At 61.0% G+C, this 15,311-nt stretch carries 13 protein-coding genes; 2 read left to right on the forward strand and 11 right to left on the reverse strand.

The window, feature by feature from the left end:
* Positions 1–68: 68 nt before the first annotated feature.
* Positions 69–2,132, forward strand: a complete 2,064-nt coding sequence (ppk1, locus tag SB753_RS12520; RefSeq protein WP_027804861.1) for a polyphosphate kinase 1 — start codon at positions 69–71, stop codon at positions 2,130–2,132.
* 93 nt (positions 2,133–2,225) lie between these two features.
* On the opposite strand, the gene phoR is transcribed toward ppk1, so the two are convergent.
* The 11 genes from phoR to SB753_RS12575 all read right to left on the reverse strand — a co-directional run bounded on the left by phoR (position 2,226) and on the right by SB753_RS12575 (position 14,517).
* Positions 2,226–3,539, reverse strand: coding sequence for a phosphate regulon sensor histidine kinase PhoR (gene phoR, locus SB753_RS12525; RefSeq protein WP_214877387.1), 1,314 nt, complete (start codon positions 3,537–3,539; stop codon positions 2,226–2,228).
* Between the two features lie 54 nt (positions 3,540–3,593).
* Entirely contained in the window at positions 3,594–4,295 is a 702-nt protein-coding gene (phoB, locus tag SB753_RS12530) for a phosphate regulon transcriptional regulator PhoB (protein WP_006051991.1), read from the reverse strand.
* Positions 4,296–4,321: 26 nt separating this feature from the next.
* On the reverse strand, positions 4,322–5,026 hold the full coding sequence (gene phoU / locus SB753_RS12535; protein WP_020069441.1) for a phosphate signaling complex protein PhoU: 705 nt from the start codon (positions 5,024–5,026) through the stop codon (positions 4,322–4,324).
* Positions 5,027–5,055: 29 nt separating this feature from the next.
* Positions 5,056–5,904, reverse strand: coding sequence for a phosphate ABC transporter ATP-binding protein PstB (gene pstB / locus SB753_RS12540; protein ID WP_020069440.1), 849 nt, complete (start codon positions 5,902–5,904; stop codon positions 5,056–5,058).
* A gap of 17 nt (positions 5,905–5,921) precedes the next feature.
* Positions 5,922–6,818 carry a phosphate ABC transporter permease PstA gene (gene pstA, locus SB753_RS12545; protein ID WP_020069439.1) on the reverse strand — a complete coding sequence of 299 codons (897 nt, stop codon included), beginning with the start codon at positions 6,816–6,818 and terminating at the stop codon, positions 5,922–5,924.
* Positions 6,815–7,816 carry a phosphate ABC transporter permease PstC gene (gene pstC / locus SB753_RS12550; protein ID WP_410800341.1) on the reverse strand — a complete coding sequence of 334 codons (1,002 nt, stop codon included), beginning with the start codon at positions 7,814–7,816 and terminating at the stop codon, positions 6,815–6,817. The genes pstA and pstC overlap by 4 nt, the downstream gene beginning before the upstream one ends.
* A gap of 193 nt (positions 7,817–8,009) precedes the next feature.
* Positions 8,010–9,041 (reverse strand): phosphate ABC transporter substrate-binding protein PstS, encoded by a 1,032-nt coding sequence (gene pstS, locus SB753_RS12555; RefSeq protein ID WP_020069437.1) that lies wholly within the window; start codon positions 9,039–9,041, stop codon positions 8,010–8,012.
* A 324-nt stretch (positions 9,042–9,365) separates the two neighbouring features.
* The gene (glmM, locus tag SB753_RS12560) at positions 9,366–10,724 is read right to left on the reverse strand and encodes a phosphoglucosamine mutase (protein ID WP_410800342.1); all 1,359 of its coding nucleotides are present in this window, start codon (positions 10,722–10,724) and stop codon (positions 9,366–9,368) included.
* A 27-nt stretch (positions 10,725–10,751) separates the two neighbouring features.
* The gene (gene folP, locus SB753_RS12565) at positions 10,752–11,636 is read right to left on the reverse strand and encodes a dihydropteroate synthase (protein ID WP_410800520.1); all 885 of its coding nucleotides are present in this window, start codon (positions 11,634–11,636) and stop codon (positions 10,752–10,754) included.
* Positions 11,637–11,734: 98 nt separating this feature from the next.
* Entirely contained in the window at positions 11,735–13,624 is a 1,890-nt protein-coding gene (gene ftsH / locus SB753_RS12570; protein ID WP_006051983.1) for an ATP-dependent zinc metalloprotease FtsH, read from the reverse strand.
* A 230-nt stretch (positions 13,625–13,854) separates the two neighbouring features.
* Positions 13,855–14,517, reverse strand: coding sequence for an RlmE family RNA methyltransferase (locus tag SB753_RS12575; protein ID WP_410800343.1), 663 nt, complete (start codon positions 14,515–14,517; stop codon positions 13,855–13,857).
* A 223-nt stretch (positions 14,518–14,740) separates the two neighbouring features.
* On the opposite strand from SB753_RS12575, the gene SB753_RS12580 reads away from it, so the two are divergent.
* Entirely contained in the window at positions 14,741–15,268 is a 528-nt protein-coding gene (locus SB753_RS12580; RefSeq protein WP_408413157.1) for a YhbY family RNA-binding protein, read from the forward strand.
* The last annotated feature ends 43 nt before the right edge of the window (positions 15,269–15,311 follow it).

Genomic DNA, 15,311 nt, shown 5'->3' on the forward strand with positions numbered 1-15,311 from the left:
GTCATCATACTGTGAGAATTTCCGAGCGTCTTTCTGCCTCCATATCTGACATTCCATTCTCGCTGCCGATGTCCATCCGCTACCCCTTATTGAATCGCGAGCTGGGCATTCTGGGTTTCAACGAGCGTGTGTTGGCGCAAGCCGCCGACCCCGCCGTCCCTTTGCTCGAACGCCTGCGCTTCATCTGCATCACCAGTAGCAACCTCGACGAATTCTTCGAAGTCCGCATGGCCGGACTGCAGGAGCAGATGCGCGACAACCCCGGTGCGCTGTCGCCCGACGGCATGTCGCTGCAGCATGTCTACGACCTCGTGGTCGAGCGGGCGCAAAAGCTCGTGCATCGGCAGTACACGATGCTGCACGACACCGTGTTCACCGCGCTGGAAGCAGAGGGCATCTACTTTCACGGCACCGAAGCCTGGAGCGAAGCGCAGACCGAATGGGCGCGCAACTACTTCTTCGACGAACTCCTGCCCGTGCTCACGCCGATCGGCCTCGATCCGGCGCATCCGTTTCCGCGTGTGCTGAACAAGAGCCTGAACTTCGTTGTCGAACTCGAAGGCAAAGACGCGTTCGGCCGTCAGGCGATGATGGGCATCGTGCAGGCACCGCGCGCCTTGCCGCGCCTCGTGCGGATGCCGCAGGCACTGTCGGGTTATCCGCATGGTTTCGTACTGTTGAGTTCGCTATTGCAGCGCTTTGTCGGCGAACTGTTTCCGAATCTCGTCGTGCGAAGTTGCAATCAGTTTCGCATTACGCGCAACAGCGAACTGTTCGTCGACGAAGACGAAATCACGAATCTGCGCGTCGCGCTACAGGGCGAACTTCCCGCGCGGCACCTTGGTAACGCGGTACGCCTCGAAGTATCCGCGGAGACACCCGCGCATGTCGTGCGGCGCCTGCTCGACGAGAGCGGCCTGTCGAACAAGGACTGCTATTACGCGGACGGCCCCGTCAATCTCGTGCGTCTGATGCAATTGCCGGAGATGGTGGATCGGCCCGATCTGAAGTTCGTGCCGCACATTCCCGCGATCCCTTCCGCCATTGCCAACGCAGCAAGCATGTTCGACGTGATCGATCAGGGCGACGTGCTGCTGCATCATCCGTACGAAAGTTTTCAGCCGGTTCTCGAACTGCTGTTGCAGGCTGCGAAAGATCCAAACGTCGTCGCCATCAAGCAGACGATTTATCGCACGGGCACCGACTCGCCGCTGATGGACGCGCTCATGCAAGCCGCGCGCAACGGCAAGGAAGTGACAGTGGTCGTCGAACTGCTCGCGCGCTTTGACGAAGAGACGAACATCAACTGGGCCTCGCAGCTCGAAGCTGTCGGCGCGCATGTGGTGTACGGCGTGGTGGGCCACAAGTGCCACGCAAAGATGATGCTGATCGTGCGGCGCGCAACGGTGGGCGGCAAGATGACGCTCAAGCGCTACGTGCATCTGGGCACCGGCAATTACCATCCGCGCACTGCACGCCTTTACACCGACTTCGGCCTGATGACCGCGGATCAGAAAATCTGCGAAGACGTGCACCACGTTTTTCAGCAACTGACCGGCATTGGCGGCGAACTGAAGCTGCACGAGTTATGGCAGTCGCCGTTCACGTTGCATCCGAAACTCGTCGAGGCGATTCGCGCCGAAGCGGAGCATGCGCGCGCCGGCAAGAAAGCGCGCATTGTCGCGAAGATGAACGCGTTGCTCGAACCCACGGTGATCGCAGAGCTATACGAAGCATCGCAGGCAGGCGTGAAGATCGACTTGATCGTGCGTGGTGTGTGCTCGTTGCAACCGGGCGTGCCGGGCCTGTCGGAAAACATCACGGTGCGCTCGATTGTCGGGCGCTTTCTCGAACATCATCGCATCTATTATTTCTACGACGACGGCCGCGAGCAGGTGTATCTGTCGAGCGCGGACTGGATGGATCGCAACTTCTTCCGCCGCGTGGAAGTTGCGTTTCCCATCAACAATCGGCGGCTCAAACGGCGTGTGATTGCAGAAGGCCTGTCGGCGTTTCTCGGCGACAATCAGTCTGCTTGGCTGATGCAAAGCGACGGGCACTATCGTCGGCGGCGTCCCGGCAAGTCCTCGCGCAATGCGCAAATGAGTCTGTTGACGAAGTTCTGTCCGTGAGGGACGGCGCACTCCGCGTCGAGCGGGTGAACGCTGCTACGTATATAAAAAAAGCCCGCTTTCTAGCGGGCTTTTCTTTGAAGCGACAGCTTCTCACGCATGCGCCGGTTGCCGCCGTGTCGTGCGATACACCGGGAATCTCACGGTAAAAGTACTGCCGCGCCCCTCCTCGCTTTTCACGTCGAGTTGCGCATCGTGCCGTTGCAGCACATGCTTCACGATCGCGAGTCCAAGGCCCGTGCCGCCCGTGTCGCGCGAGCGACTGCGATCGACACGATAAAAGCGCTCGGTTAGCCGTGGAATGTCGGCAGCCGGAATACCCAGGCCGCTATCCGTCACGGAGAACACGGCAGCGCCGCTTTGCGCCTGCCAGCTGACCTTGATCGCGCCGCCGTCGGGCGTATAGCGAATGGCGTTGGTCACCAGGTTGCCTAACGCGCTCAGAATCTCGGTTTCGACGCCGGTCACCGTGAGCCCCTCGTCGGCGTCGAATGTAATCTTGTGATGGTCGCTCGACAGGCTCTCCGCGTCGTCACGCAAGTGCCGCAATACGGCGCGCATGTCGATCATCTGATCGCTCGGCGGCTTGTTGTCGCCTTCGAGTTTTGCGAGCACGAGTAGATCGTTCACGATATGGCGCATGCGAGACGCCTGCTGCTCCATCAACTCCAGATAACGCGCGCGCTCGGTTTCGGCCAACGGCAACTCGCGCATCGTCTCGAGAAAACCGGAGAGCACAGTGAGCGGCGTCTTCAGTTCATGAGACACATTGGCGACGAAGTCACGCCGCATCGCGTCGGTGCGCTCAAGTTCGGTAATGTCTTGCGACAGCACGAGCTTGCGGTTCTCGCCATAAGGGAACACTTGCACGGAGAGCACGTTCTGCCGCTTCTCGCCCATGCCGCGCATGATCAGCATTTCTTCGTAGTGGTGCGAGTTCAGATAACGCACGAAGTCCGGCTGACGCACCAGATGCGTGATGTGCTGACGCAAATCGCGCTTCGCGTCGAGCCCGAAATGCACTTCGGAAATGGCGTTGCACCACTCAATCTGATCGTGGTCGTCGAGCATTGCGACGCCGTTCGGCGACGCCTGAATTGCCTGAATGAAGCGCGAATGCTGCTGCTCGACCTGGCGCACCTGTGCATGCCAGCGCTTCGCGAGCTTGTGCAAACGGTAATAGATTTCGCCCCAGATGCCGGGCGCACTCGGCACTTCGCCGTAAACCGGCGCGTCGAGCAAACGCCACAAGCGCTCTTTATGGAAGGTACCGAAGAAGCTTTGCAGAAGCAGCATTACGACCGCGAGGATCAATGCCGCCTTCACATTGACCAATGCGCCGACCACCACGCACAGTATGGCGAGCAGCACGATCGAAACGATGGAGCGCGCCCAGATGATGTTCATGGTCTAAACGTTCGAAGAGAGCGGCGAGCGCGCCGCTACCCATTGATCAAGCGATCAAGCGCTTTTGGCCAGACGGTAGCCGCTGCCGCGGACCGTCTCGATCATAGCATCGCAGCCGGCCGGCTTGAGGGCCGCGCGCAGACGCTTGATGTGCACGTCCACCGTGCGCTCTTCGACGAACACGTGGTCGCCCCATACCTGGTCGAGCAGTTGCGTGCGGCTGTGCACGCGCTCGGGATGCGTCATGAAGAAATGCAGCAAACGGAATTCGGTCGGTCCGAGATCGAGTTTGATCTCGCTGCCTTCCGCGTGCGCCGCGACACGATGCGTTGCCGGATCGAGCTTCAACCCATTGATCGCGACGACGTCTTCGGTCAATTGTGGCGCGCGGCGGCGCAGAACCGCCTTGATGCGTGCCATCAATTCTTTCGGGGAAAACGGCTTGGTGACGTAGTCGTCGGCGCCGATTTCGAGGCCGAGCACCTTGTCCTGTTCATCGCCGCGCGCGGTCAGCATGATGATCGGAATGTGCTTGGTACGCTCGTTGTTGCGCAGGTCGCGCGCGAACGCAATACCCGACTTGCCCGGCAGCATCCAGTCGAGCAGGACGAGGTCGGGCAATACGTCGCTGATCAGGTTCTGCGCCTGCTCGGCGTTGTACGCGCGAATCGGGCAGTGTCCGGCGTGTTGAAGATTGACCGAAATCAGTTCGGAAATCGCGGGCTCATCTTCAATGACGAGAATGCTGCTGGGCATCGGCACCTCTGGTCCTTATCTCTGGATTAACTGAGTGCTTCGCGTTCGAGCGCGTCGCGCGACTTGTGCCGCACGTCCGTACCCTTCACGATGTAAATGATGAACTCGGCGATGTTCTTCGCATGGTCGCCGATCCGCTCGATGGCTTTCGCGATGAACAGAAAATCGAGGCCCACCGAAATGGAGCGCGGATCTTCGGTCATGTACGAAATGAGCTTACGCACGAACGCGCGGAATTCTTCGTCGATCGCTTTATCGTCGCGCACGATCTGCGCAGCGGCGACCGTGTCGAGACGCGCGAACGCGTCGAGCGCGCGGCGCAGAATCGACACCGCCATTTCGCCCGACAATTTGATTTCGGCGATATTGATGGTGCGCGATGCGCCGTCTTCCATGAGACGCTTGGTGCGCTTGGCGATTTTCTCGGCCTCGTCGCCCGCGCGCTCCAGATTCGTGATGGTCTTCGAGATTGCGATCAGCAAGCGCAAATCACGTGCGGCCGGCTGACGGCGCGCGATGATGTTGCTGCACTCCTCGTCGATCTCCACTTCCATCGTGTTCAGGCGGTCTTCTGCCGCGATCACTTGCTCGGCGATGTCGAGATCGAACTCGTTGAGCGCCTGCATCGCTTTGACGATCTGCGATTCGACGAGGCCGCCCATTTCGAGCACCTTCGAGGAAACCAGATTCAGGTCGGCGTCGAACTGGCTGGACAGGTGTTTATCGGACATGTCGTACTCCGTTGTTTTTGCCCGGCCGATTAGCCGAAGCGGCCCGTAATGTAGTCTTCGGTTTCCTTGCGGACCGGCTTGATGAAGATCTTTTCGGTGTCGCCGAATTCGATCAGCTCGCCAAGGTACATATAGGCAGTGTAGTCCGAACAGCGGGCCGCCTGTTGCATGTTGTGCGTGACGATCACCACCGTGTAGTCGCTCTTCAGTTCGGCGATCAGCTCTTCGATACGGCCCGTCGAAATCGGGTCGAGCGCCGAGCACGGTTCGTCGAGCAACAACACCTCCGGGCGGATCGCGATGCCGCGCGCAATGCACAAACGCTGCTGCTGGCCGCCGGACAAACCGTAGCCGCTCTGGCCGAGTTTGTCCTTCACTTCGTTCCACAACGCGGCCTTCGTGAGCGCCCATTCGACGCGGTCGTCCATTTCCGAACGCGGCAGCGTTTCGAACATCTTCACGCCGAACGCAATGTTGTCGTAGATCGACATGGGAAACGGCGTCGGCTTCTGAAACACCATGCCGATGCGCGCGCGCAGCAGCGAGATATCGCGCTTCGAGGTCAGCAGGTTTTCGCCGTCCATCAGGATTTCGCCTTCGGCGCGTTGCTCCGGATAGAGCGCGTACATCTTGTTGAACGTACGCAGCAACGTCGACTTGCCGCAACCCGACGGGCCGATGAACGCAGTCACCTTGCCTTCGGGAATCTGCAGATTGATGTTCTTCAGCGCGTGATACTTGCCGTAGAAGAAGTTCAGGTCGTTGACCTCGATCTTCGGGCGCGACGGCGACGGCTCCTGGCCGCCTTGTGCGGGATCGAAACCGGCGGGCGCAGTAGGACGCGAGATCGGATTGAGTTGAGTTTCTGCCATATTCATCGGATTACACTCCGCCCTTACTTGTTCGTGAAGATCGTGCGCGCGAGGATGTTCAGTCCCAACACCGCGAGCGTGATCAGGAAGACGCCGGCCCACGCGAGCGATTGCCACTGCGCGAACGGGCTCATCGCAAACTTGTAGATCGTGACCGGCAGGTTCGCGACCGGCTGGCCCAGATCCGCCGAGAAGAACTGGTTCGACAACGCGGTGAAAAGCAGTGGTGCCGTTTCGCCGGCAATACGCGCGACGGCGAGCAGCACGCCGGTGACGATGCCCGCAATGGACGCCTTCAGCGTAATCGACAACACCATCTTCCACTTCGGCGTGCCGAGCGCGAACGCCGCCTCACGCAGTGCGTTCGGCACCAGTTTGAGCATGTTCTCGGTAGTGCGGATCACGATAGGAATCTGCAGCAGCGCGAGCGCGAATACGCCGGCCCAGCCGCTGAAGTGCCCCATCTTCGCGACGACGAGCGCGTAGACGAACAGACCGACCACGATCGACGGCGCCGACAGCAGAATGTCGTTGATGAACCGGGTGACGCTCGCGAGCCAGCCTTTCTGTCCATATTCCGCGAGATACACGCCTGCAAGAATGCCGATCGGCGTGCCAACGAACGTTGCAAGCGCAACCAGCATCAAGCTGCCGACGATCGCGTTGGCGAGACCGCCGCCATCGGTGTTCGGCGGCGGCGTGGACTGCGTGAACAGCTCGATCGACAAACCGCCGATACCGAGGCGCAGCGTCGTGTAGAGAATCCAGATCAGCCACAGCAGGCCGAAGGCCATCGCGGCGAGCGACAACGTCAGCGCCATCGCGTTCTTCATGCGCCGGCGTCCTTGCAGACGCACGCGCATTTTTTCGAGCGCGGCTGCGTCGTTCGAACCCGGCATGTTCAAGGTGGACTGGCTCATTTGGCGCCCTCCCCTTTCTCGAGACGAAGCAGCATGATCTTGGAAATCGCCAGCACGATGAATGTGATCACGAACAGAATGAGGCCGAGTTCCATCAGGGCCGACGTATGCAGGCCCGGATCCGCTTCGGCGAATTCATTGGCGAGCGCCGACGTGATGCTGTTGCCCGGCGAAAAGAGCGACACGTTATCGAGCAGATTCGTATTGCCGATCACGAAGGTCACGGCCATGGTCTCGCCGAGCGCCCGGCCGAGGCCGAGCATCACGCCGCCGATCACACCGCTCTTCGTGAAGGGCAGCACGATCTTCCACATCACTTCCCACGTCGTGCAGCCGATGCCGTAAGCCGATTCCTTGAGCAGGACCGGCGTGACTTCGAACACGTCGCGCATCACCGAAGCGATGTACGGAATGATCATGATCGCGAGAATCACTCCCGCGCACAGAATGCCGATGCCGATAGGCGCGCCCTGAAACAGCGCACCGACCACCGGAATGCCGCCGAGTACGGCACCGAGCGGCTTCTCGAACCAGGTCGCGAAGATCGGCGCGAACACGAGCAGGCCCCACATGCCGTAGACGATGGACGGAATCGCGGCGAGCAGTTCGATCGCGATGCCGAGCGGCCGGCGCAGCCACGCGGGCGAGAGTTCCGTCAGAAAGAGTGCGATGCCGAAGCTGACCGGCACCGCGATGATGAGTGCAATGATCGATGTGGCGATCGTGCCGTAGATCGGCACGAGTGCGCCGAACTGCTTGCTCGGCGGATCCCATTGCGCGCTCCACAGGAAGCCGAGGCCGAATTGTTTGATCGACGGCATGGACGCGACGATCAGCGAAACGATGATGCCGCCGAGCAGCAACAACGTGACGATAGCGGCAAGGCGCGCGAGGCCGCCGAAGATCACGTCGCCGGCGCGGCTGGGCGCTTTCTGCTGGGACGCGCTGCCGGGCGGTGTCGACCGCGAAGGGCCTGACGCGAGTTGGATGTCGGACATAAGAGCCTGATGGACCTTTTCCAGTTGCCGTGCGACGTATGCCGCGCGGCCGGTAATGCGTGAGTACCGACTGATGTTGCCGGGTGCCGGTACGTCGCCGGGACGTGCCGGTCAATGCCATTGGCCGTCCTCACGCGAGGACGGCCAATGTGTTACGTACAGCCGTTGCCTGCTACTTCTTCCGGGGCAACGCTTACTCGGCGAGCGGCTTGCCCGCTGCGTCCTTGACCTTCGACTTCCACTGCGTGCGGATTTCCGACACGACTGATTCCGGCAGCGAAATGTAGTCGAGATCGTTCGCGGCTTGCGTGCCGTTCTTGAATGCCCAGTCGAAGAACTTCAGCGTCTCGGTGCCTTGCGGTGCCTTTTCCTGCGTCGTGTGCAACAGCACGAACGTCGCGCCGACGATCGGCCATGCGTTCTTGCCCGGCTCGTTCGTCAGGATCTGGTAGAACGATTTCGACCAGTCCGCGCCTGCTGCCGCTGCCTTGAACGTATCCGTCTTCGGCTCGACCACCGTGCCCGTCGAATTCTTCAGCGCGACGTAGGTCATGTGGTTCTGCTTGGCGTAGGCCCATTCGACGTAGCCGATTGCGCCCGGCAGACGTTGCACGAATGCGGCGACGCCGTCGTTGCCCTTGCCGCCCGTACCCGTCGGCCAGTTGACCGTCGAGCCTTCACCGACCTTCGACTTCCATTCCGTGTTGACCTTCGACAGGTAGTTCGTCCAGATGAAGCTGGTGCCCGAACCGTCGGCGCGGCGAACCACGGCGATGTCCGTGTCCGGCAGCTTGACCTTCGGGTTCAGTGCAACGATCGCGGGATCGTTCCACTTCTTGATCTTGCCCAGATAGATATCGCCGAGCACTTCGCCCGACAGGACGAGTTCAGCCGGCTTCACGCCCGGTACGTTGACGACCGGCACCACGCCGCCGACCACCGTCGGAAACTGGAACAGGCCGTCCTTGGCGAGTTCGTCGTCCTTCAGCGGAGCGTCGGAGCCTGCGAAATCGACGGTCTTGGCAACGATCTGCTTCACGCCGCCCGACGAACCGATACCCTGATAGTTAACCTTGCCGCCGCCGGACTTCTGATAGGCGTCGGCCCACTTCGTATAAATCGGTGCTGCGAAGGTGCTGCCCGCGCCGGTGATGTCTGCGGCTTGCGCTGCGATCGCGAAGAACGCGCCAGCGACGCCAGCGAACACGGTTTGCATCAATTTCATCGAAACCTCCAAGGTGTGAGCGGTGTGAGCGAGTAAGACGAACACCGCGAAGCTTAGGGTCTCTTTGTGACAGTAACGTGACTTACCGTGAAACGTACGTGACAGTGGGTTTACGAAGGTGAAAGGCGTTCTGGTGGGTAAATCACGGAGCGGGCGTGTCGTTGCCCGGTGCCTGTATAGATTAGGCGAAAAAGATGGGATGGGGGTTTGCGGTGGAGCGTGGGATCTAGCGATGCGGGAGTGCGCATCGGCTCGCCGCGATGAAACTCGAGCATGCGCGGGCGGGGGCCGTCGGCGGCCCCGCCCGCGCATTGAGGCGCCCGCTTAAGCCGTCGCCTGCTTCACCGCAGTCGCGATGGATTCGGCATGACGAAGCGCATCGTCGGCATGTTCCGCCTCCACCATGACCCGCAGCACCGGCTCGGTGCCCGAAGCACGAATCAGCACGCGTCCGCGGCCATTGAGCGCGTCTTCGGCGCTGGCGATAGCGCGCCGGATCGCGTCGCTGCTCTTCCAGTCGGCGTCCGGTTTCATCCGCACATTGATCAGCTTTTGCGGGAACAGCGTGACGCCGTCGAGCAGTTCGGCCAGCGTCTTGTCGCTGCGCTTCATGGCGGCAAGCACAAGCAGCGCCGACACGATGCCGTCGCCAGTGGAATGGCGGTCGAGCGACAGAATGTGGCCCGACCCTTCCGCGCCGAGCTGCCAGCCGTGCTCCCGCAACTGTTCGAGCACGTAGCGGTCGCCGACTGCCGCGCGCACGAACTTGACGCCTGCCGCCTGCAACGCGACTTCGACCGCCATATTGGTCATCAAGGTGCCGACCGCGCCTTCGACCTTGCCGTCGGTCGCGATACGATCTTTCACCAGCACGTACAGCAGTTCGTCGCCGTTATACAGGCGCCCTGCCGCGTCGACGACCTGCAGACGGTCAGCGTCTCCGTCGAGCGCAATGCCCAGGTCGGCGTGGTTGGCCCGCACCGCCCGCACGAGCGCATCCGGCGCGGTCGCACCGACGCCGTCGTTGATATTGAAGCCATTCGGCGCAACCCCAATCGGGATGATCTCCGCGCCGAGCTCGTGAAAGACGTGCGGCGCGACGTCATACGCGGCGCCGTGCGCGCAGTCGACCACCAGCTTCAGTCCCCGCAAATCGAACGCCGCGGGAAACGTGCTTTTGCAGAACTCGATGTAGCGGCCGGCGGCGTCGTCAAGACGCCGCGCCTTGCCGAGCTGCTCGGACGCAGCACAGGCGAGCGGCAGTTCCAGGTGCTCTTCGATCTGCGATTCCACCTCGTCGGGCAACTTGTTGCCGTCGGCGGAAAAGAATTTGATGCCGTTATCGTAATACGGATTGTGCGACGCGCTGATCACCACGCCGGCCGCGAGCCGCAACGCGCGCGTCAGATAGGCGATGCCCGGCGTAGGCATTGGACCGGCCAGCATCACGTCGACGCCTGCTGCGGAAAAACCGGCTTCGAGCGCAGCCTCGAGCATATAGCCGGACACCCGCGTGTCTTTACCGATCAGCACGGTTGGCCGCGTGCCCGTGCGTGCCCAACGGTCTGCACCGACCAGCACCTTGCCGGCCGCATAGCCGAGCCGCAAAACAAATTCCGGCGTGATGGGCCCTTCACCGACCTTTCCCCGAATTCCGTCCGTGCCGAAATAACGACGTGCCATCTTTTATGTTCCTCCTTGGCTGTGGGTTCAACCGCGCGGGCCGGCGTGATTCGCCGCGTTGCGCAGGGCTACCCAGACTTTCAATGCGTCTACTGTTTGTGCGACGTCGTGCACGCGGAGAATCGCGGCGCCGCGTTCCGCCGCGCAAACGGCTGCAGCGATGCTGCCGGCGACGCGCTCCGGCGCCGCCCGTCCGGTGACCGCGCCGATCATCGATTTGCGCGACATTCCCGCAAGAATGGGATATGGCGGCTCGCCGCGGGGCGCCGTATCCGGCAGACCCGCGAGCAGCGCGTAATTATGCTCGACCACTGCCTTACCAAAACCGAAACCGGGGTCGACGCTGATGCGATCACGTGCGATGCCGGCCTGTCTGAGTGCATCCACCCGTTCTTCCAGAAACTGCCGGACTTCGCTGACGACGTCGCCGTAAGCCGGTTCACCCAGTTGCATGCTCTGCGGCTCGCCGAGCATATGCATGACGCACAGACCGCAGTCGCTTTCGCGGACCGCGTCGATGGCGCCGGGCATACGAAAGCCCCAGATGTCGTTGATCAGATCGGCGCCCGCGGCGAGCGCGTGGCGCATGACTTCGGGCTTATACGTATCGACGGAAAGCGGCACGTTGGCGCCGCGCAGTTGATCGACAAGTGGGATCACACGTTCTAGCTCTTCGTCGAGCGGCACTGGCGGCGCGCCAGGGCGCGTGGACTCGCCGCCAATGTCGATGATGTCCGCGCCTTCGAGCAGCATGCGTTCGGCTTGACGCAACGCATCGCCGCGCATCGCATACTGGCCGCCGTCGGAAAAGGAATCTGGTGTGACGTTCAGGATGCCCATGACCAACGGGCGTTCGAAGCTCAGCTTAAACCGGCCGCATTGCAACGGCTCCGGGATACGGGGAAAAGGAATAGCGACTGTGGCCACGTAGCGTTACATCACTTATGACGGATAAATGCAAAACGGGCCGGTGTGAAACACACCGGCCCGCACTTTCTACTGATAGCCGATCAGGCCGGAGCGGTCGCGCTGCCCGGCTTGACTTCGGTGCCGGGGCTGCCGCCCGACGAAGCGTCGCTTGCCGACGGCGGCGAGCTCTTAGGCGAGCGCGGCGGACGGCCTGCCATGATGTCGTTGATCTGATCGGCGTCGATCGTTTCCCACTCCATCAACGCGGCGGTCATTGCTTCGACCTTGTCGCGGTTTTCGTCCAGCAGGCGCTTCGCGAGGTTGTATTGCTCGTCCAGCACGCGCCGGATTTCGGCGTCGACCTTCTGCTGCGTTGCTTCCGAAATGGTGCGCGTGAAACCACGACCAAACGGCGTTGCGTCGTTTTCGTCGTCAACGTAGACCATCGGTCCCAACGCGTCCGTCATGCCGAAACGAGCCACCATGGCGCGCGCGGTTTGCGTGGCCTTGTTGAAGTCGTCCGACGCGCCGGTGCTGATCAGGTTGAGGAACAGCTCTTCCGCAACACGGCCGCCAAACAGAATGGCGAGACGATCCAGTAGGTAGTCTTTCGAGTACGTTTCGTTGTCATGCTCCGGCAACTGCCACGTGACGCCCAACGCACGGCCACGCGGAATGATCGTGACCTTGTGCACCGGATCGGCCTTCGGCAGCAACTTGGCGATGACTGCGTGACCCGACTCGTGATATGCGGTGGCACGCTTCGATTCTTCGCGGATCACGGCCGACTTGCGCTCCGGGCCCATGAAGATCTTGTCTTTCGCGTCTTCGAAGTCCGTCATTTCGACGATGCGCTTGCCGCGACGCGCCGCAAACAGAGCAGCCTCATTCACGAGATTCGCCAGATCGGCGCCCGAGAAGCCCGGCGTGCCACGCGCGATCACCGCTGCGTCGACGTCGTTCGAAATCGGCACCTTGCGCAGGTGAACCTTCATGATGTGTTCGCGACCACGAATGTCCGGCAGACCGACATAGACCTGGCGGTCGAAACGGCCCGGACGCAGCAGAGCCTTGTCGAGCACGTCCGAACGGTTGGTTGCGGCGATCACGATCACACCCGAATTCGCCTCGAAGCCGTCCATCTCGACCAGCATCTGATTCAAGGTCTGCTCGCGCTCGTCGTTACCGCCGCCCATGCCGGCGCCGCGATGACGGCCGACCGCGTCGATTTCGTCGATGAACACGATGCACGGTGCATGCTTTTTCGCCTGCTCGAACATGTCGCGCACACGCGCCGCGCCGACACCGACGAACATTTCGACGAAGTCCGAACCCGAAATACTGAAGAACGGCACCTTCGCTTCGCCAGCAATGGCGCGCGCGAGGAGCGTCTTACCGGTTCCCGGCGGGCCGACCAGCAATACGCCACGGGGAATGCGGCCGCCCAGCTTCTGGAATTTCTGCGGATCGCGCAGGAAATCGACCAGTTCGGAGACTTCTTCCTTCGCTTCGTCGCAACCTGCGACGTCGGTGAAATTGATTGCGTTGTTGTTTTCGTCGATCAGACGCGCACGAGACTTGCCGAACGAGAACGCGCCGCCTTTCCCGCCCCCCTGCATCTGTCGCATCATGTAGAACCAGAAACCGATGATCAGGATCGTCGGCCCGAGGTAATACAGCGCGGACACCAGCGCATTAGGTTCGTCGTCAGCCTTGCCGCTTACCTGAACGCCATACTTCATCAGATCGCCGACCATCCAGATGTCGCCAGGCGACACGATCTGGTACTTCTGGCCGTCTGCTGGAGTGACCGTGAGGTTCCGCCCCTGGACAATGACGTTCTTGACTTTGCCGTTCTTCGCGTCGTCCATGAACTGCGAATAGGAAACGCCTTCCTGGACACGGGGCTTGTCGAACTGCTTGAACACCGTAAATAGCACCAGTGCGATAACCAGCCACACTGCTGCTTTCGAAAACATATTGTTGTTCAAAGCACCACTCCTTCACTTAGACGGGCGCCTACATTTGCCTTGCGGCACCACGAAAGCATTCTAATCCAGTCCGCAGACCCCTGCCATAAGGTTTCGCTACCACAGAAATAGCGTAGCGGGCTGTAACGGTGCAAATTTCCACCGTCATCAGCGCATTTATGGACAGACGCTGAACCATTCTGCAGGCCCTACGTTGGCCGCCCTATACGGGAAGCCCTACGCAGGCCGCCCTACGCGGGGCGCTTCAAATGCTTACCCAAAATAAACGTTTCTGACGACTTGTCCCGCGAAGCCTTCGGCTTGCGGGCAGCCACCACCTTGAACTGGCGCTTGAACTTTTCGACAATCTGGCTGTAACCACTGCCGTGAAAGCATTTGACTAAAAGGGCTCCATCCGGTTTCAGGTGATTCTGCGAGAATTCCAGCGCGAGATCGCACAAATGCTCGATCCGCGCCGCATCCGCCAAGGCCACGCCTGACAGGTTGGGCGCCATATCCGAAATTACAAGGTCCACCTGGCGCTCTCCCACTAATTCTTCCAACTGGGCCAGCACCGAGTCTTCGCGAAAGTCGCCCTGAATGAAGTGGACGTCGGCGACCGGCTCCATTGGCAGCACGTCGAGCGCGATAATTGTGCCGTCGATCCCGCCTTCCCGCTCGGTGTCGCGCCGCGACCCTTTGGCGAGTTTGTTGCGCGCATACTGGCTCCAGCTGCCCGGCGTGGAGCCCAGATCGACGATGACCTGCCCCGGGCGGATCAGCTTGTCCTGCTCATCGATTTCCTTCAGCTTGTACGCTGCGCGGGCGCGATAGCCTTCGCGCTGCGCCATCTTTACGTAAGGATCGTTGATGTGGTCATGCAACCACGCCGTGTTGAACTTGTTTTTTGCCATTAAACGTTGAACTCTTGCTGCGTCATGTCACGCTTTAGCGGATAATACGCGGTTAATTCGCGCGGCGACCGCCAAAAACCGGCAGTTATCCGCGATTCTGTTGTTCTGACGCGCCGCCTGCCGTACTGTCCCACTCGTATCCCGATTGCGCCCAAACCGAATCAATCGAAAGACGGGATAGGCCACGCAGGCGCTGCCATTTTAGTCGAGTCTCCCACTTCACATGCCCGCCCTCAAAGTCTCTTCCGACCAACGCGCCGAGTTGCGCTCCCAGGCACATGCGCTCAAACCGGTCGTGCTCGTCGGCGCCGAAGGTTTGACCGACGCCGTGCTCGCCGAGATCAAGGTTCACCTTGCCGCTCATCAGCTGATCAAGATTCGCGTGTTCGGTGACGAACGCGAAGAACGCATCGCCATTTACGAACAGATCTGCGACACGCTGAACGCCGCGCCGATCCAGCATATCGGCAAGCTGCTGGTTATCTGGAAGCCCGAGGCCGCGGCGCAACCTGCGGTGAAGAGCAAGCGCGGCGCATTGCCGAGCGCCCGCGAAGCCGCTGTCGAAGTCAAGCCCGGCAAGGGCCGCGCGCCGCGCGTCGTCAAAGTCGTGAAGCCTAGCGAAGTGCCCATGCGCAAACCCAAGGCGAAAGCCGTGCTGGTGCGCGGGAACGAACGCGTCACGCAAGGCGGCAACATCAAACGCGCGAAAAAGCGGCAAACAAGCGCCAAGCGCGCGCATCAGTCGAAATAAGCAAACGTATGAAAGGTGCGGCGAGCTCCGCGCCTATTGCCTG

The sequence above is a fragment of the Paraburkholderia sp. SIMBA_053 genome (assembly GCF_046534895.1).
In the GTDB taxonomy this organism is placed as follows: Bacteria; Pseudomonadota; Gammaproteobacteria; order Burkholderiales; family Burkholderiaceae; genus Paraburkholderia; species Paraburkholderia caledonica.

Excerpts from the sequence above, each read along its gene's own strand:
- phoR (WP_214877387.1), bottom strand. The coding sequence starts at position 3,539 with ATGAACATCATCTGGGCGCGCTCCATCGTTTCGATCGTGCTGCTCGCC.
- ppk1 (WP_027804861.1), top strand. The coding sequence starts at position 69 with ATGTCCATCCGCTACCCCTTATTGAATCGCGAGCTGGGCATTCTGGGT.
- pstB (WP_020069440.1), bottom strand. The coding sequence starts at position 5,904 with ATGAATATGGCAGAAACTCAACTCAATCCGATCTCGCGTCCTACTGCG.
- SB753_RS12580 (WP_408413157.1), top strand. The coding sequence starts at position 14,741 with ATGCCCGCCCTCAAAGTCTCTTCCGACCAACGCGCCGAGTTGCGCTCC.
- pstC (WP_410800341.1), bottom strand. The coding sequence starts at position 7,816 with ATGTCCGACATCCAACTCGCGTCAGGCCCTTCGCGGTCGACACCGCCC.
- SB753_RS12575 (WP_410800343.1), bottom strand. The coding sequence starts at position 14,517 with ATGGCAAAAAACAAGTTCAACACGGCGTGGTTGCATGACCACATCAAC.
- phoB (WP_006051991.1), bottom strand. The coding sequence starts at position 4,295 with ATGCCCAGCAGCATTCTCGTCATTGAAGATGAGCCCGCGATTTCCGAA.
- pstS (WP_020069437.1), bottom strand. The coding sequence starts at position 9,041 with ATGAAATTGATGCAAACCGTGTTCGCTGGCGTCGCTGGCGCGTTCTTC.
- glmM (WP_410800342.1), bottom strand. The coding sequence starts at position 10,724 with ATGGCACGTCGTTATTTCGGCACGGACGGAATTCGGGGAAAGGTCGGT.
- pstA (WP_020069439.1), bottom strand. The coding sequence starts at position 6,818 with ATGAGCCAGTCCACCTTGAACATGCCGGGTTCGAACGACGCAGCCGCG.
- phoU (WP_020069441.1), bottom strand. The coding sequence starts at position 5,026 with ATGTCCGATAAACACCTGTCCAGCCAGTTCGACGCCGACCTGAATCTG.